Genomic DNA, 17,400 nt, shown 5'->3' on the forward strand with positions numbered 1-17,400 from the left:
GCTGATAATGATAGCAATAGTTTTTTCTTTATAGCCAACTTATTAGACTTTGAAATATGACATAAAGATAACTCGTTTATATTGAATAGATTTAATATAGCATTCGAGACCATCAAATAAGCGCTATTTACGGTTAGCAATAAACAATGTAATTGAATAAATAGCCGAACCGAGTGTTGCCTAATTTAAACCGGAGCATATATGCTTTACCAATTAAAAAAATTAACAGCATGTTTATTGTTATCCACCATTGCCACAACTAGCTTGGCCAATGATGACTTACCAGAAATAGGTACTGCAGGTGCAGGTGTTTTAACAATCCAAAAAGAAAAAGAATACGGCTGGGCATTTAAAATGATGGCTCAACAATCTCTACCGGTTGTTCGAGATCCCGTCTTAAATAACTACCTCACCAAGCTAGGAGAGAACATTGTTAGTCATGCAGACTCAGTGAAATTACCCTTCGAATTTTTTCTAGTGGAAGATGATGAAATCAATGCTGCTGCTTTTTTAGGGGGAAATATTAAAATTAACACCGGTTTATTTATTTACGCTGACACAGAAAGTGAATTAGCCAGTGTAATTGCCCACGAAGTTGCGCATATTACCCAGCGTCATCTAGCCCGTATGCTAGAAAAGCAAGCGCTCAGTAATCCGGCTTCTATGGCGGCATTAGCCGGTTCTGTCCTATTAGCGATTATTGCCCCAGCGGCAGGTTTTGCTGCATTAACATCGACCTTTGCTATTAATATACAAAATCAAATAAATTATACACGTGCTAATGAATACGAGGCTGATCGAATCGGCATTCAAACATTAGCTCAAGCAGGTTATAACCCTTATGGTATGGCAGACTTTTTTGGCAAGTTAGCGAATAAATATAAATATGCGTCATCACAGCCACAAATGTTACTGACCCACCCATTGCCTGAAACTCGCCTTGCAGAAGCAAGACTACGCGCAAGTCAACTCATCAATAAACATATTAAAAAGAGCCTTGATTATCAATTAAGTAAAGTACGTATCATAGTGCGTTTTAATTCAGGTAATGCAGCTTCATTAATTAGTCGTTATAAAAGTGAATTGAGTAATAAAAGTTACCAAGTAAAAGCAGCGGCTCAATATGGTCTAGCATTAGCATTTTTTAAAAACCAACAACTAGATTTGGCTGAAAAACTAAATAATCAGCTATTAGATGAAGCACCTGATAACCTGTTTTACATTGATTTAGCCACCGATATTTCACTCTCTACAAATAAAAATGAACAAGCAATTACACGTTTAACCGATTATGAAAAACGCTATACCAGTAATGCGGTCAGCACACTAAATTTGGTCATTGCACTGAAAAAAGATAAACAATATGCCTTAGCAGATAAGAAGTTATCTTATTTCATTCGTAATCATCCTGATCATGTTTTAGCACACCTAGTGGCAATAGATTTGTATAAAGAGACAAAAGAAAAAGCGAAAGAATTTGCAACAAAAGCCGAATATCTGGCCTTGTTAGGCCGCTTTAAAGAAGCCTCTGAACAGATGGGAAGTGCCTTAGCTTACACCGATAAAAAATTAGACCAAGCTAGATATAGTGCAAAAATAGAAGAATATAAACGCGGAGATTTGCGGTTAAAAAAGTTACAAGAGTGAAGGCCAAAATAGACAGTCTAACAAACCATCACCTATTTATATCTATCTAAATAGGTGATGGTATAACAATCAATAAATCAATGACACAACCTATTAAATTTGTTTTTCAAAGTGTAACTCGTCATTAGCATTAGGCACAAAGCCCATTTTTACTAAATATCGACGATGCATGTAATGGTTTGCAACGGCTTTTAATACTTGTACACCTCTATTTTTTAAGAACTCTTTATGTGTTTTGAAGTAATAAGTACCTAGCTTATAATCACGATATTTAGGCACAACATAATCTAAATATATTTCAAAACGCCCTTCTTTATCTAGGTTACCAATCAATAACCCAGCAATATTATCATCACGCAGCATGTAGAAAACACGGTTTGCTTGGTACAATTCTACTAAAGAGGATTGTTTAGTAATTTCTTCTTCATTATTAGTTAAGAAATGACGTAAATACTCAGAATCTATCGAAGTAGAAACAATTTTGAACTCTTCTTTTGTTGAGTAAATTTTATATAAGAAATAAACATTAATCAGTGCAATTCCAAGATTCATCACCATAGTCGGCCAAGAGCTGATGAAGTAAGCAAAAGCAGCAAATAGCAAACAACCTACAAAGTTAATAAAACGCAATTTTATAATTGAACTCATTGTCAACGATATCAACACCACTAATGATGCGGCATAACCAAACCACTCAACCCAATTTTCTGAAATTAACTCATACATACTATTTACTCCAAAACATTCACAAAACGCCACCAGCTATGAAACACCTAATCGCTAATGACAGTTTACTTAACATCAAAAATACAATTAAAATAAAACCAAAGTAGTTTAAATAAATTAAGTACTTTTAATATATAAATAAGCACAACTTATGATAGAACTCTCTACTTTGAGAAAAACTTATTACCTAACTCACCGTTCTGCTAAACCTTAAAAAGAACAGCAATATAAATCAATGATAAAACTTAATAAACACTATATTTTATCATCAATATATCACTATAATGAAACTTCATTTATCTCTACTAAACAACATGAGAACCACTATGGATAACAACCTGTTACTGCTATTTATTCCCACTTTTTTTGCCGTTTCGATCACGCCTGGCATGTGCATGACATTAGCGATGACATTGGGCATGACCATAGGCATTCGCCGTAGCCTTTGGATGATGCTTGGAGAACTCGTTGGTGTTGGATTAGTAGCCCTATCTGCATTAATTGGCGTAGCAACGCTATTACTCGCTCGCCCTAACCTATTTTTATTACTTAAATATGCAGGTGGTGCTTACCTACTGTATCTCGGTATACAAATGTGGCGGTCTCGAGGAAAAATGGCAATCCCAGCTACTCCTGTAGATAATGCTGAAGTTAAACGCGGCACGTTAATCAGCCAAGGTTTTATTACCGCCATCGCAAACCCCAAGGGCTGGGCATTTATGATCTCATTATTACCGCCTTTTATTAACCCTGACTCTAATCTGTTACCTCAAGCAACTCAGTTAATTGCAGTTATCCTGTGCTTTGAGTTAACCTGTATGTTGTTATATGCAACGGGCGGCAAAACATTACGCCATCTATTACAGCAACAAAGTAGTGTAAAACTATTGAATAGAATTGCTGGTTCGATGATGATGTTGGTAGCTGTCTGGTTAGTGATCAGTTAATTTTTAACAGGGCCTTTCTATGACAATAATGCAAAAAACATTTTGGTTTATTGCGACCATTGGTAACATATTTCTATTAGCGTTATTAATTTATGTTCCTAATCTATTTACCTTCTTCTTATTACTTTTATCTTTCACCTTTAGCATCGTTGGCTTTTACGATTATTTTTACAGCCCACACACGTTAAATCGACTATACCCAGTGGTCGCTTATTTAAGATATTTTCTGGAATCCTATCGAGTTGAAATACAGCAATACTTCATTGCCAATAACACAGAAGAAACCCCTTTTAATCGAGAGCAACGCTCACTTGTCTATCAGCGTTCTAAAAATCAACGTGACACCATTGCCTTTGGCACACAACGAGATCTAGCTGAAAACAATTATTTAAGCTTGTGGCACTCCTTGGCTCCTGTCCATTTGACCCAAGATACGCAAAGAGTATTGATTGGTGAGAGTAACTGTAAACAACCTTATACGGCATCCCATTTAAATGTATCTGCCATGAGTTTTGGAGCACTAAGTGCGAATGCTATCGAAGCACTGAACTTAGGAGCAAAGAAAGCAGGCTGTTACCACAACACTGGTGAAGGTGGCGCTAGCCCATATCACTTCAAACATGGTGGAGATCTCGTTTGGCAAATTGGTACGGGTTTATTTGGTTGTCGTGATGAGCATGGTCGTTTTGAGCCAGAAAGTTTTAAAAAAACAGCCACCTTACCAAACGTCAAAATGATTGAAATAAAGCTATCTCAAGGTGCCAAACCTGGGCATGGTGGTGTATTACCTAAAGCAAAAATTACCGATGAAATTGCTGAGATAAGACATATTCCCAAAGATCGAGATTGTATCTCTCCTGCAACTAACCCAGAGTGCAGCACTCCAAGAGAGTTATTGGCGTTTGTTGAACGTTTACGTGAGTTAAGTGGTGGTAAACCCGTTGGCTTTAAACTATGCGTTGGTAATCCTGCAGAATTTCTAAGTATTTGTAAAGCCATGTTAGCCACAGGTATCACTCCCGATTTTATTACTGTCGATGGTGCTGAAGGTGGAACAGGTGCAGCGCCAGTTGAGTTTTCAAACCGTTTAGGTCTTATGTGCTTAGAAGCCATCAGCATTGTTAACAATGCCTTAAATGGTGTTGGTTTACGCCATAAAATAAAAATTATTGCTTCAGGTAAAACCGCTTCTAGCTTTGACCTATTAACCAAAATTGCCGCTGGAGCTGATCTGGTAAACGCAGCGAGAACCATGATGATGGCGATTGGTTGCATTCAATCTAGGCATTGTAATACCAATCAATGTCCAACGGGTATTGCAACACAAGATCCTGCACGTTCTAAGGCACTTGATGTACAAGTAAAAAGTGACCGAGTAAAAAATTTTCACGATAATACTCTCGCCAGTTTCTTTGAGCTGATTGGCAGTATGGGCTTAGATTCCCCAGCTAAATTGACCACTCAAATGATCAAAAAACGCACTATTTGTGGCAGTCAGGTTTCCATGGCGAGTTTTTCAGATCCATTAAATACTAATGATTTGATTAATAAAAAGGACCTTGGAGAACCCTGGCAAGCATGGTGGGAAGCGAGCAGTGCAGAGCAGTTTTTTGTAAATGACCTGTTTATATTAAAATTACCGACGTCATAAGCGTCGACAAAAAAGCGCCAATTCACAGCTGAATTGGCGCTTTTTTATTTCCACGAAATACATCGAATATCATTGATATTAGATGTATTAAATATGGATCTGAGTTTACTAGGTATTGTTAGTCACAGTAATGCCTTTATCTTCAATCACAATATGCCCTTGCTTATATAATTGGCCAATTGCTTTTTTGAAGTTACCTTTGCTCATTTTTAAGATTTTAGCGATTTGCTCCGGGCTGCTCTTATCTGATAAAGGCAGGAAACCATCGTGTTGCTTTAAGGTTAATAGGATACGATCAGCTAAACCATCCATTTTTGCATAACCTGTTTGCGTTAAACTTAAATCGATTTTACCATCTTCACGAATACGACGAATATAACCTTTACATTTCTTACCAATGCCTAAGTCTCCGAAGACATCATTTTCGAAAATAACACCCCAGTGTTTATGATTAATAATCGCTTTAAAACCGATATCAGTTCGCTCTGCAATCAGTAAGTCAACTTTATCACCTGCTTTGTAAGTCGCTGGTACTTTATCCAGAAAGCGATCTAGTTTCGATGAAGCAAGTAAACGCTCGCTGATATCATCTTGGTAAACATAAACCACATAACCAAAGCCAGTTTTCATCGCCACTTTTTGTTGGTTAAATGGCACAAGTAGATCTTTAGGTAATCCCCAATCTAAAAATGCACCAGCACGGTTAGTATCTACTACTTTTAACGAAGCAAACTCACCAGCCACTGCTTTTGCATGTTGCGTCGTTGCGATTAAACGATCTTCTGAATCGTAATACAAAAATACAGACACGCTCTGTCCAATACGCATCTCGTCTGTGATGTAGCGTTTTGGCAATAGGATTTCGCCATAATCATAGCCACCATCTAAGTACAACCCAAAATCTACTTCTTTAACGATTTTAAGCTCGTTATAAGTACCTACTTTAATCATAATTTCTCTTTTTAAATAACCTTCAACAGTGAAGGTGTTATTGTTTTGGTTTATCAATCACCGCTACAGTCAATCGTGATGTACACACTAACTGTTGGCGTTCATTGCAAATTTCTATCTGCCAAACTTGAGTGCTGTAACCAATATGAACCGCTGTTGCGGTGCCTGTTACCACTCCTTTTTTAACGCTGCGAATGTGATTTGCATTGACTTCTAAGCCAACACAAACCTTATCATCTCCAACCACCAAATTAGCAGCAACACTACCAATGGTTTCAGCAAGCACAACCGATGCCCCACCATGTAATAGACCATGAGGTTGATGAGTACGACTATCAACAGGCATACTTGCCTGCAAAAAATTGTCACCAATTGCCGTATATTCAATGCCCAATAAAGCGATGATAGTATTGTCGCTAAGCGCGTTTAAGCGGCATAAATCGGTATTTTTTTTCCAAATATCTGCCGTTTTTTCCATCTTATTGATTAACCTTCTAGGATTACAATAAAGTTAATAACGCCTGTACAGGGTGTTTTAACGTTTCGCCTTCAATACGTTTAACTTGGCTACGACAAGAGTAGCCTGTTGCCAAACATTGTGCTCTATCATGCTTAGCGATTTCAGCTTCCCAACTTAAACTGTAAATAGCTTTAGAGTCTGCTAATTTACCCGCATCATGTCCATAGGTCCCAGCCATACCACAACAGCCCACGGCAACATTTGATAATGTCCCACCGAAATGACTAAAAATAGTAGCCCAATCATTACCGGACGTTGGTTCTGCGGTTTTTTCAGTACAATGTCCCAGTAAATAGAAATGACTATTCTGCGACGTTTTTGCTTCTCCCGATAAACGAGGTTTCAACCATTCTTGGAATAACTGAACATTAAACTCACCACGCTTTTCACCTAAGGCTTGCTTGTATTCGTCACGGTAACAAAGCACCATCGCAGGATCTGTGCCGACCATAGCAATATCTAACGCAGCCATTTGATTTAAAAATGCTGCAGAATCTTCAGCAGTTTTAGCGAACTTAGTTAAGAAGCCTTTAATGTGCTGTGGTTTACCATTCGGCTTAAAAGGTAACAACACAGGTTTAAAGCCTAACTTCTTAATGGTTAAAAACAGATCTCTTACTACGTCAGCATCATAAAAAGTAGTAAATGGGTCTTGTACAACTAGAACGTATTGTTCGCGTTCCTCTTTACTTAATGCTTGCAGTTTACCTAAATCAAACTCGACAATATCATTATCTTGCAATGCGGTTTTTAACGTAGGCGAAGACAGTTGAGGAATATCAACCATACCAACCACTTTTTCAGTCAAAGCAGAGGTCACTTTTAAACCGGTAAAGAAGTTAAAGAAGCGTGGCATTTTGCCCATTAGAGGAGCGTATTGCTCTACATAAGCAACAAAGTAATCTTTTACCGGACGTAAGTAGCGATCGTGATACAAGTGTATAAAACGCGACCTAAAGGCAGGCACATCTACTTGAATAGGACATTGACTACTACAAGCTTTACACGCTAAGCACCCTTGCATTGCTTCCATTACTTCATGAGAGAAGTCATATTCACCGCCACGTTTCGCTAATGTGTTTTTAAATTTCGTAAAGATGCTAGCATTTTTACCTGCATAGAGGTCGCTTTCTAATTGTAGAATATCAATATCATTATTAGCTAACTGACGTAACCATTCTCGCATTAAACCAGCGCGTCCTTTTGGCGAATGTACACGATCTCGTGTTACTTTTACCGACGGACACATTGGAGATTTTGTATCATAATTAAAACACAACCCATTACCGTTACAGTCTAAGGCTTGCGCATAACTTTCACGTACTTGAATTGGAATTTGACGATCAAAGGTACCGCGTTTAGCTGCATCAACGCTCACTAATGATTCCGTGGAATCAATCGGTGTACAGATTTTTCCTGGATTAACTCGATTATGAGGATCAAAGACTGTTTTAATTTTTCTTAATTCTGTAAACAGCTCATTACCAAAGAAGTCCGGTCCATATTCACTGCGGAAACCTTTACCATGCTCCCCCCACATCAAGCCTTTGTATTTCGCTGTTAATGCCACCACTTTATCAGAGATTTCACGCATCAACTTCTCTTGCTCTGGGTCGCATAAATCCAAGGCTGGACGCACATGTAGTACACCGGCATCAACATGACCAAACATGCCGTAATGAAGACCTTTATCATCGAGTAACTGACGGAACTCGATAATATATTCAGCTAAGTTCTCTGGTGGTACACAGGTATCTTCAGCAAAAGCAATTGGTTTTGCACGGCTATCTGCTTTACCTAATAAACCAACGGCTTTTTTACGCATTCCATAGATACGGTTAATATCAGCAAGGTCACTACAAATTTGATAACCAATCACCCCAGCTTGTTTATTTTCAATCAATCCATCTAGCATCACAATCAATGCATCAATCTTTTGTTGTTGAATCGTTTCATCGGCTTCTGCAAATTCAACAATATTGATGCCATCGAGTACTTGTCCTGGTACATCACTAATTAAGTCTTTTACACTGTGCCAAACAATATCTTGCTTCGCTAAATTCAGTACCTTAGAGTCAACGGTTTCAACTGATAAAGCATTGGCTTTTACTAAAAAAGGGGCATTTTGCAGTGCAGATTGGAAACTGTCGTATTTAATATTAAATAAAGTACGGTAGGTTGGAATAGGCTGCACGTGCAATGTAGCTTCGGTAATAAAAGCTAAAGAACCTTCAGCACCACATAAGATACGGGTTAAATCAACAGTGCCAGTTTCATGATCGTAAACATGCTTTAAATCATAACCGGTTAAAAACCGGTTTAGTTTTGGAAAAGTATCTTCAATGTTTTGAAGTTGTGTTTCGCAAGTATCAATAACCTGACGATAAATAGCACCAATCGAATCTTGACGCTCCACTTGATCAATTAAGTCGAGTGCAGTTAATGGTTTACTTTCTAATACACTACCGTCAATCAATACCGAAGTAAGCGCTAAAACGTGATCGCTGGTTTTACCATAAATCAGTGAACCTTGACCCGATGCATCATTACTGATCATACCGCCGATTGTCGCGCGGTTACTGGTTGACAAATCCGGAGAAAAGAATAAACCATGCGGTTTTAAATATTCATTTAATTGGTCTTTAACCACACCAGTTTGAACACGAACCCAACCTTCTTCTGCGTTTATCTCTAGTACATTATTCATGTATTTAGATAAATCTAAAACAATATCATTCGTTAATGACTGACCATTAGTACCAGTACCACCACCACGTGGAGAAAATCGAATATCTTCAAATTCAGCTGATTGCGCAAGTTGACAAATAGCCACAATATCCTGTGTCGATTTAGGAAAGATGACGGCTTGAGGAAGACACTGATAAACACTGTTGTCCGTTGCTGCTGCTAAACGACTAGCATAACTTTTTGCTATCTCACCTGAGTAATCACTTTCAGATAACGCTTTGATAAACGAAAAAGTATCTTGCTTAATATTTTCTTGGTGGTTTAAATTTGGGATCATGAATAAAACACTCTAGTCCAGTAATGATATTTTAGAAGATAAAATAGACACTGATAATAGCATAATTAACCAACAAATAAGCACTTTAAAAAATCAAGGTTATTCACTAACAGAGCGGTCATCTTAATTTAAGTATGGTTATTGTTGGTTTAATGAAAGGGTCGCACAACCACAAATCATTAAGCGCTTTTCAAGCATTTTATCTAAGGGAGTTACACAGGTATTAAGGTTATAAAAGCTGATTAATTCTATTTTTTGATACGTTTTAATCAGCTTAGTTTGTCGCTTAAAAAGCGTAATTAGTTAGCTTGTTTTTAGGTGGAAAACTAGGCTCTTCTACCACAGGAGCAGTCTCAACGGGAGCAGGCTTCACTGCAGGTGTTGGAGCAGCAATCACTACCGGAGCTAACTGTTCATAGTTTTTTTCTTTTTCGCTTAAACAAGAAAACATCAAGGTAGTTTTTGTATCATTACCGAACCAACCTGAATACTCATTTAAGTGTTTCACTTCCATATAGCGCTGTTGATCAACACAATATTCATTGGCCTGTGAAAGAATTGAAGATAACAATTCATCTTCTTCATTTGAAAAAGTAGAGATCTCTTTACTAATAATATAACTATCAGGGCCAGCAGGAATAGGACCAATAGAAACGGTTGAGCAACCACTTAATAACGCAAAACCAGATATAATAATTAATGTTCTAATAACCATTGCTATTTTCTCTACCTATACAAGTGTAAACTGGGCATATAATGCCTACTTAGCGCGAGATTCTACGTTATTTAAATATAAATTTCACGTTTTACCATAAGTTCAACTGTTTTCATTTTTAATCTTTGATCCTGCTTTTAGGAATTCTGACTACAAGCTTAAAAGTATTAACAGAATAGAGGCCTTGTAACTATTAAGCATTCCTCTTTAGACATAAAAAAACCAATATTAAGTGGCTTAATATTGGTTTAACTGTCAATGACATAGACGCATATATGTTAAAGACCAGGGCAGTTAAGGCCATCAACAGAAGCATTTAATAAATGCTTCATCAATTATTTTAGTAATAAATCACAGATCGTTTGTATACCGTGTCCTTTACCGCCTGTTGCCCATAAACCATTACCAGATAACTGATAGCTACCCGACAAATCAAAGTGTAACCAATCTTGCTCTGGGTGTATAACAAATTTAGCAAGGAATGCAGCCGCTGTTGATGCACCAGCCATGCTTTCTCCACCACTATGAATATTAGCAATATCAGCAAATGATGATCCAATCTGTTGAAGATGGAAAGACTCTAATGGTAGACGCCATAGTTTTTCATTTGTCTCTTTTGCAGAATTTAATGCAGATTCAGTAAATTCATCATCCATACTTAATACACAGTTATAATCACGACCAACTGCAACCTTAGCTGCACCGGTTAATGTAGCTGCATCAATGATCTTTTTAGCACCATCTTCTTGCGCAGCAATTAAACCATCAGCTAAAACTAAACGCCCTTCTGCATCTGTATTTAACACTTCCACAGTCACACCGTTTTTATAAGTGATTACATCTCCTAATTTAAAGGCTTTATCGCTGATCATGTTCTCTGCACAACATAAGTATAACTTAACGCGTTTTTGTAAGCCGTTAGCAATTGCCAGTGCTAACGCACCTGTCACTGTAGCCGCTCCGCCCATGTCACTTTTCATCGCTGCCATTGATGCACTTGGCTTTAAGCTATAGCCGCCTGAATCGAAGGTAATGCCTTTACCTACTAAAGCAAAGTCAATTTGCGCATCTGCATCGCCCGTTGGATTATAATCAATCTGTAACATACAAGGTTCATTTACACTGCCTTTACCTACCGTATAAATACCAACAAAACCATGCTCAATTAACGCTTCACCTGCAATTTCATATTGTGTTAATTGGCGACTGTCAGCACAAACCTCAGTTAATAATGCAGTAGCTTTTTCACTCAATGTTTTAGGAGCAAGTGCATCAGGGCCTAAGTTAATGGTTTCTCTCACCCATTCACTAATGCGCTTTTTACTCTTTAATGCGCTAATTGCTTCCTCATCAAGCTCAGGAAATAATACTTTTGCACCACTTTTAGCGTTATAAAACCCTTGGCTAAACGCCCAACATAGATCAGAGTTCCATTGCTCACCCACTAATTGAATACTAGGTAATGACATTCCATCTAATTTACGTGCGGCACTTTGCACCTGTGATAAAACATCATTCTGATAATTAATATGAATGGTAGCTTGTTGTTGATCAAAAGATAATAAAGCATTCTCTCCCCAAATTGGGTTGGCTTTTTGATCCGATAGAGTGACTAAAAATGACTGGCTCATAATATTCCTAGATTGAAAGTGGATTGCTCTTATATTAACTGTGTCGTTAGTTTTTTAGCAAAGAAAATTATACTAAAAAATAATATATCGATTGCTTAAGTTTTGTATTCAACGTTTTATGCAGTAAGAAGCATGAATGAATATAGCTGGATATTAATAGGTAAGAAGGAGAGGAAGTGCTGAGTTACCCACTTAATAATAACTCAGCAATTGAACATTGTATGGATAGCGATGCCTTTAACGCATCGCTTTACTTATCCAGAAGTTAGGTCACCTAATGGGCAGCAACACCCTCTTTAAACATATTCCATACAGGAGACATTTCACGTAAACGGCTGATATTTTGACGAATAATGTTAATCGCGTAATCGATCTCTTCTTCTGTAGTAAAACGACCAATACTAAAGCGAATAGAACTATGTGCTAATTCATCTTCACGTCCAATAGCACGCAAGACATAAGAAGACTCGAGACTTGCAGAGGTACAAGCGCTACCCGATGAAACCGCTAAATCTTTTAATGCCATCACTAACGATTCACCTTCAACATAATTAAAACTGATGTTGAGATTACCTGCAACACGGTTTTCTAAGGAGCCATTAATATAGATTTCTTGCATATCCTTCACGCCATCTAACAAGCGCTCACGTAACGCAAGGATGCGTTGGTTTTCACTGTCCATCTCTTGTTTAGCAATACGGAAAGCCTCTCCCATCGCCACAATTTGATGAGTGGGTAATGTCCCACTACGCATACCACGTTCGTGACCACCACCATGCATTTGAGACTCTAAACGAATACGCGGTTTACGACTAACGTAAAGCGCACCAATACCTTTTGGTCCATACGCTTTATGCGCAGAGAAAGAGATTAAATCAACCTTCATACTCTGTACATCAATCTCCACTTTACCCGCACTTTGCGCAGCATCAACATGTAAAATAGTTTCATTAGCTCGACATAACTCGCCAAATGCAGCAATGTCTTGAATAACACCTATTTCATTATTCACATGCATTAAGCTCACTAAGATCGTATCTTCACGCAGAGCGGCTTGTAATTGTGCAGGGCTAATAATACCGTCTTGTTGAGGAGCTAAATAGGTGACTTCAAACCCTTCATGCTCTAATTGGCGGCAAGTATCTAAAACAGCTTTATGTTCCGTTTTAGCAGTAATAATGTGCTTACCTTTATTTTGATAAAAATGTGCAGCACCTTTAATCGCTAAGTTGTCTGACTCTGTTGCGCCAGAAGTAAAGACAATTTCACGAGAGTCAGCATTAATTAACTCGGCAATCTGTTCACGAGCAATATCAACCGCTTCTTCAGCCTGCCAACCAAAGCGATGTGATCGAGAGGCTGGATTACCAAAGTCGCCATCCATTGATAAGTATTTAACCATTATTTCAACAACACGAGGGTCAACAGGCGTTGTTGCTGCATAATCAAGGTAAATTGGTAATTTCATTTCTTCTCCACTGCTGTTACTTAGAAATAATATTCAGCAGTTCGCTATTAATAAACTTATTCTTTTGTTGTTCGGATACATTCTGTACGTGTTCGCTAGCCATCAACTCTTCCAATGTAATACCATCTAAAAAAGAACTAATGCGTGTACTTAACTGTTCCCATAAAGAATGAGTTAAGCACTCAACACCGTCTTCTTGGCAACCACCTTTTCCAGCACATTTACGAACATCAACACTTTCGTTAACAGCATCGATAATCATTGATACAGATATCTCAGACTTACTTTTACCTAGTTTGTATCCGCCACCAGGGCCCCTGACACTACTAACTAGTTGTTTTTGTCTTAGTTTAGAGAAAAGCTGCTCTAAATATGAAAGCGATATTCCTTGGCGCTCTGAAATTTCAGCAAGTGGTACAGGTCCTGTATGCTCTTTTATTGCAACGTCTAACATTGCAGTGACCGCATAACGGCCTTTTGAAGTTAATTTCATAATAGAATTCGCTATAATAAGAGTTTATAAAGCTAATGTAATTTGCATTAGTGATCTAATACTCTCAGTATAAATACCCGACAATTTTAGTCAAGTAAGAAACCCTACACTTTAGTTGGTTTTATTTTTTACTGTCGTTTTTGTTATTTCTTGGGTTTTCTTCAAGACTTTCTACCGACTTTTGCATGCTACTAAAAATACCTCGCAGCATTTTTAATTCATTGATTTCAGGTCTTGCTCGATTGAATAAACGACGAAGTTTGTCCATCACTAACCCAGGATGAGCAGGCACAATGAAACCAATTTGGAATAAGGTTTTTTGTAGATGTTCTAGCATACCTTCAAATTCAGCAGCTCTTGGGTACTCTTCAACGACTTCAGGAAAAGACTCAGAGGCAAGATAAGCCATACGCACTTCATAGCTTAATGTTTGTACTGCCATTGCAAGGTTCAATGAACTGTAGTCTGGATTTGCAGGAATAAACACATGGAAATGACACTTTTGCAGTTCATCATTAGTTAAACCACTGTTTTCACGACCAAATACTAATGCTACTTTATGTTTTTTACCTTCTGAAGCTGCTTTTTCACCCATTTCTCTTGGATCTAGCATAGGCCAGTTAAGGGTTCTAGGCCGAGCACTCGCTCCAACCACTAGGCCACAATCAGCAATACCTTCATCGAGTGTTTTATATACTTTATGATTTTTAAGTACATCACTTGCGCCAGCAGAAAGTGCTACTGATTTACCATCTACTTCACATTCAGGATCAATCAATACCAAGTCAGTCAAACCCATCGTTTTCATTGCTCTAGCAGCACTACCAATGTTACCTGGATGAGAGGTGCCAATTAATATAATACGCACATTGTCTAGCATTGTTTTTCCTTCATATTTCAGTGATTTTTTGAGCGCAAAGTTTAGCACTATTCAATTAACAACAAAACACTACAGACAGCCATTTTGGATTTATTAATCACTAATTAGACTATATTTTGAACAATTAAAATATTGCACAATAGTGTGACCTGTGTATAATTCGCCGCCGAAGGAATTTCCCTTCACGTTCTTTTAAAATCTAATGGTGATCCAATGCATCCAATGTTAAATATTGCGATTCGTGCTGCGCGTAATGCGGGTAAAGTAATTGTTAAAGGTTATGAAAATTTAGAGTCAGTTGAAGTGGAAGAAAAATCCCTTAATGACTATGTGAGCAGCGTAGATAAAGAAGCTGAATTAGCAATTATTGGTACGTTACGTAAATCTTACCCAGACCACAGCTTTGTTGCTGAAGAGTCAGGTATCGATAATGGTAAAGATACAGATCACCAATGGATTATCGACCCACTAGATGGGACAACAAACTTCATTCGCGGCATACCTCACTTTGCTGTATCAATTGCATTAAAAATCAAGGGTCGTACTGAAATCGGTATCGTATTCGATCCTATCCGCAATGAATTATTCTCTGCAGTTCGTGGTCAAAGCGCTCAAATCAATGGTTACCGTACTCGTACAAGTTCAGTGCCTAAGCTAGCTGGTACATTATTAGCGACTGGTTTCCCGTTTAAGCAAAAATATCACCTTGAAACTTACTTAAACATCTTCCAAGACTTCTTTAATGATGTTGCTGATATGCGTCGTGGTGGTAGTGCTGCACTTGACCTAGCTTATGTAGCAGCTGGTCGTATGGACGGTTTCTGGGAATTCGGTCTAAAACCTTGGGATATCGCAGCAGGCGAATTACTATTAAAAGAATCAGGTGCAATGATGACTGATTTTAACGGTGGTAATGATTACTTCAAATCTGGTGATGTTGTTGCAGCTAACCCGAAATTATTGAAAGAGATGTTAACCGTTATTCGTAAGCACAACGCTTAATTGAATACTGTTATATAGTCACCACCATTAGATGTTAGCCAGAACTTGTGTTCTGGCTTTTTTTTATCCATTTTTTAGTCACTACATATTTGCCCTACATTTCCTCGTTATACTACTAATATTAGTCTTAATATTAGGACTACTTACTCTTCTATTTTTGACATTAATCGGATCTTAATTTATGAATAAAATTTGGATAGGCGCAGTGACTTTACTTTGCAGCATATTGCTTAGTGCCTGCAATGATGCATCAACGCAACAATCAAACTTCACCATCAGTAGCTCGGTAATGCAAGATGGTGGTGCCCTTCCTAAAATCTACACCTGCGATGGTGATAGCATAAACCCACCAATCAGTTGGCAAGGCGCGCCTGAAGGTACTCAAGCTTACGCTGTTATCATGCACCACAATGCGCCTGAAGGTGTTCATTGGTACTTAACTTTGTATAACCTAGCGACGGATATCACCCATTTAGACAGTGATTTCTCCTTAAGTAAAGAGCAAGGTCAGCAAGGTACCAACAGTGTTAACCAAAAAACTGAATATGCACCACCCTGTTCAAAAGGCCCCGGAGAAAAAGCCTATACGTTTACTGTTTATGCGTTATCTGAACAAGTAAAAATCAGCGATAATACACAGGTTGAGAGAGCAAATTTATTGGATGCGATTAAAGAGATAACGCTAGCATCAGCTGAAATGACCGTTACCTATCAACGTAATGAAACAGATCAAAAGCACGCACCTAAACCACCAGTGAAAAATGCTCAACCGGCACCACAGGCAAATCACACTCAAAGATGCCAAATTATAGAGAACTCAATTAACCAAGCAGGGTTTGCAAAAAGTGTTCAAGTCACCTGTGATCAAGAATATGCTTATGTAGCTTCATCAACCTATCCAGACCATCAAATGATGACAGGTATTACCGGTACTAATGAGCAAGTACCTGTTCCCGCTTTAGGTTATGCCGCACCAATAAAATTACACCCCCAAAAAGCAACTGAGATAACCACCATTGATGCGGCCGTTGGTGTTGCTGTTAACGGCGTACCGATTTACGACTATTCATCTCAAGGCGAGTTATCAGTTGAAGAATATGATCCTGCGCACGATACATTGACACTTGGGCAATTAGATATTTGTGGTGGCCACTCAGGAAGAGGAGATGATTACCATTACCATGTTTCACCTACATGCATGATAGACACCATGAAAAACCAAGGCAGCGATGCCATTATTGGTTGGGGTTATGATGGCTATCCTTTATATGGTAACGAAAATCCTGATGGCAGCACTATTACTGAAGGGACTTTAGATGTGTGTAATGGCCAAGCAGATCCAGAATTTGGTTACCGCTACCACACCTCTACTAAACCACCCTATATCATCCAATGTTTAGTCGGTGACGTAGACACTAGTCAATTGCCAAGAGTTGCGCCGTTAAGTGGTGATACACAAGGAATAAGAGCCAATCTTAAACCACCTGCAGACGGTGTTGATGACCTACAATACACAACAGCGGAAGATGGAAGCCGCAGCATGCGTTATACCTACCAAGGCGAAAGCTACTTCACAACATATCGAGCAAGCGAACAAGGTGAACAGTGTTATGATTTCGAACAAAAAACCATTAGTAATGGTGGTCAAATAGAACACGGCACTTTTTGTAGGGACGCTCAACCTAATGAACAGAAAGTTAACCATCAATAAAGGAATGAATCAGACGACTAGCTATCGTCGTCT

Annotated in this window: 14 protein-coding genes; 5 read left to right on the forward strand and 9 right to left on the reverse strand. The window is 38.3% G+C overall.

Annotated elements, in window-relative coordinates; translation table 11 throughout:
• The first annotated feature begins 201 nt into the window (after positions 1–201).
• Complete coding sequence (locus OW492_RS04190; protein WP_290038655.1) at positions 202–1,647, forward strand: M48 family metalloprotease; 1,446 nt, start codon at positions 202–204, stop codon at positions 1,645–1,647.
• A 93-nt stretch (positions 1,648–1,740) separates the two neighbouring features.
• Here the strand turns inward: OW492_RS04190 and OW492_RS04195 are convergent, their stop codons facing one another.
• Entirely contained in the window at positions 1,741–2,373 is a 633-nt protein-coding gene (locus OW492_RS04195) for a GNAT family N-acetyltransferase (RefSeq protein ID WP_290038657.1), read from the reverse strand.
• Between the two features lie 326 nt (positions 2,374–2,699).
• Here OW492_RS04195 and OW492_RS04200 point away from each other — a divergent pair, with 326 nt between their 5' ends.
• Together OW492_RS04200 and OW492_RS04205 are read left to right on the forward strand one after the other, a co-directional pair.
• Positions 2,700–3,320: a LysE family translocator gene (locus OW492_RS04200; RefSeq protein WP_290038660.1), complete on the forward strand. Its 621-nt coding sequence runs from the start codon at positions 2,700–2,702 to the stop codon at positions 3,318–3,320.
• Between the two features lie 19 nt (positions 3,321–3,339).
• Positions 3,340–4,971 carry an FMN-binding glutamate synthase family protein gene (locus tag OW492_RS04205; protein WP_290038661.1) on the forward strand — a complete coding sequence of 544 codons (1,632 nt, stop codon included), beginning with the start codon at positions 3,340–3,342 and terminating at the stop codon, positions 4,969–4,971.
• Positions 4,972–5,079: 108 nt separating this feature from the next.
• On the opposite strand, the gene OW492_RS04210 is transcribed toward OW492_RS04205, so the two are convergent.
• The 8 genes from OW492_RS04210 to trmJ form a co-directional block, all read right to left on the reverse strand.
• Positions 5,080–5,922, reverse strand: coding sequence for a S1-like domain-containing RNA-binding protein (locus tag OW492_RS04210; RefSeq protein WP_290038663.1), 843 nt, complete (start codon positions 5,920–5,922; stop codon positions 5,080–5,082).
• Between the two features lie 37 nt (positions 5,923–5,959).
• Entirely contained in the window at positions 5,960–6,400 is a 441-nt protein-coding gene (locus OW492_RS04215) for a hotdog fold thioesterase (RefSeq protein ID WP_290038666.1), read from the reverse strand.
• Positions 6,401–6,422: 22 nt separating this feature from the next.
• Positions 6,423–9,467 (reverse strand): FAD-binding and (Fe-S)-binding domain-containing protein, encoded by a 3,045-nt coding sequence (locus OW492_RS04220; RefSeq protein ID WP_290038669.1) that lies wholly within the window; start codon positions 9,465–9,467, stop codon positions 6,423–6,425.
• A 286-nt stretch (positions 9,468–9,753) separates the two neighbouring features.
• Positions 9,754–10,182 carry a hypothetical protein gene (locus OW492_RS04225; protein WP_290038670.1) on the reverse strand — a complete coding sequence of 143 codons (429 nt, stop codon included), beginning with the start codon at positions 10,180–10,182 and terminating at the stop codon, positions 9,754–9,756.
• A 335-nt stretch (positions 10,183–10,517) separates the two neighbouring features.
• Positions 10,518–11,813 carry an aminopeptidase PepB gene (gene pepB / locus OW492_RS04230; protein WP_290038672.1) on the reverse strand — a complete coding sequence of 432 codons (1,296 nt, stop codon included), beginning with the start codon at positions 11,811–11,813 and terminating at the stop codon, positions 10,518–10,520.
• Positions 11,814–12,087: 274 nt separating this feature from the next.
• Positions 12,088–13,281 carry an IscS subfamily cysteine desulfurase gene (locus tag OW492_RS04235; RefSeq protein WP_290038674.1) on the reverse strand — a complete coding sequence of 398 codons (1,194 nt, stop codon included), beginning with the start codon at positions 13,279–13,281 and terminating at the stop codon, positions 12,088–12,090.
• Positions 13,282–13,297: 16 nt separating this feature from the next.
• A complete protein-coding gene (iscR, locus tag OW492_RS04240) occupies positions 13,298–13,774 on the reverse strand; it encodes a Fe-S cluster assembly transcriptional regulator IscR (RefSeq protein ID WP_290038676.1) in 477 nt (158 codons plus the stop codon).
• Between the two features lie 121 nt (positions 13,775–13,895).
• Positions 13,896–14,654, reverse strand: coding sequence for a tRNA (cytosine(32)/uridine(32)-2'-O)-methyltransferase TrmJ (gene trmJ, locus OW492_RS04245; RefSeq protein ID WP_290038678.1), 759 nt, complete (start codon positions 14,652–14,654; stop codon positions 13,896–13,898).
• A gap of 213 nt (positions 14,655–14,867) precedes the next feature.
• Between trmJ and suhB the strand changes: the two genes are divergently transcribed.
• Positions 14,868–15,656 (forward strand): inositol-1-monophosphatase, encoded by a 789-nt coding sequence (suhB, locus tag OW492_RS04250; RefSeq protein ID WP_290038680.1) that lies wholly within the window; start codon positions 14,868–14,870, stop codon positions 15,654–15,656.
• A gap of 181 nt (positions 15,657–15,837) precedes the next feature.
• Complete coding sequence (locus OW492_RS04255) at positions 15,838–17,367, forward strand: YbhB/YbcL family Raf kinase inhibitor-like protein (protein WP_290038682.1); 1,530 nt, start codon at positions 15,838–15,840, stop codon at positions 17,365–17,367.
• Positions 17,368–17,400: the final 33 nt, after the last annotated feature.

This window comes from Psychromonas sp. 14N.309.X.WAT.B.A12 (assembly GCF_030397575.1).
GTDB lineage: Bacteria > Pseudomonadota > Gammaproteobacteria > Enterobacterales > Psychromonadaceae > Psychromonas.

What these genes read in the sequence shown, in the direction of transcription:
- OW492_RS04190 (WP_290038655.1), top strand. Translation starts at nt 202, where the DNA reads ATGCTTTACCAATTAAAAAAATTAACAGCATGTTTATTGTTATCCACC.
- OW492_RS04195 (WP_290038657.1), bottom strand. Translation starts at nt 2,373, where the DNA reads ATGTATGAGTTAATTTCAGAAAATTGGGTTGAGTGGTTTGGTTATGCC.
- OW492_RS04200 (WP_290038660.1), top strand. Translation starts at nt 2,700, where the DNA reads ATGGATAACAACCTGTTACTGCTATTTATTCCCACTTTTTTTGCCGTT.
- OW492_RS04205 (WP_290038661.1), top strand. Translation starts at nt 3,340, where the DNA reads ATGACAATAATGCAAAAAACATTTTGGTTTATTGCGACCATTGGTAAC.
- OW492_RS04210 (WP_290038663.1), bottom strand. Translation starts at nt 5,922, where the DNA reads ATGATTAAAGTAGGTACTTATAACGAGCTTAAAATCGTTAAAGAAGTA.
- OW492_RS04215 (WP_290038666.1), bottom strand. Translation starts at nt 6,400, where the DNA reads ATGGAAAAAACGGCAGATATTTGGAAAAAAAATACCGATTTATGCCGC.
- OW492_RS04220 (WP_290038669.1), bottom strand. Translation starts at nt 9,467, where the DNA reads ATGATCCCAAATTTAAACCACCAAGAAAATATTAAGCAAGATACTTTT.
- OW492_RS04225 (WP_290038670.1), bottom strand. Translation starts at nt 10,182, where the DNA reads ATGGTTATTAGAACATTAATTATTATATCTGGTTTTGCGTTATTAAGT.
- pepB (WP_290038672.1), bottom strand. Translation starts at nt 11,813, where the DNA reads ATGAGCCAGTCATTTTTAGTCACTCTATCGGATCAAAAAGCCAACCCA.
- OW492_RS04235 (WP_290038674.1), bottom strand. Translation starts at nt 13,281, where the DNA reads ATGAAATTACCAATTTACCTTGATTATGCAGCAACAACGCCTGTTGAC.
- iscR (WP_290038676.1), bottom strand. Translation starts at nt 13,774, where the DNA reads ATGAAATTAACTTCAAAAGGCCGTTATGCGGTCACTGCAATGTTAGAC.
- trmJ (WP_290038678.1), bottom strand. Translation starts at nt 14,654, where the DNA reads ATGCTAGACAATGTGCGTATTATATTAATTGGCACCTCTCATCCAGGT.
- suhB (WP_290038680.1), top strand. Translation starts at nt 14,868, where the DNA reads ATGCATCCAATGTTAAATATTGCGATTCGTGCTGCGCGTAATGCGGGT.
- OW492_RS04255 (WP_290038682.1), top strand. Translation starts at nt 15,838, where the DNA reads ATGAATAAAATTTGGATAGGCGCAGTGACTTTACTTTGCAGCATATTG.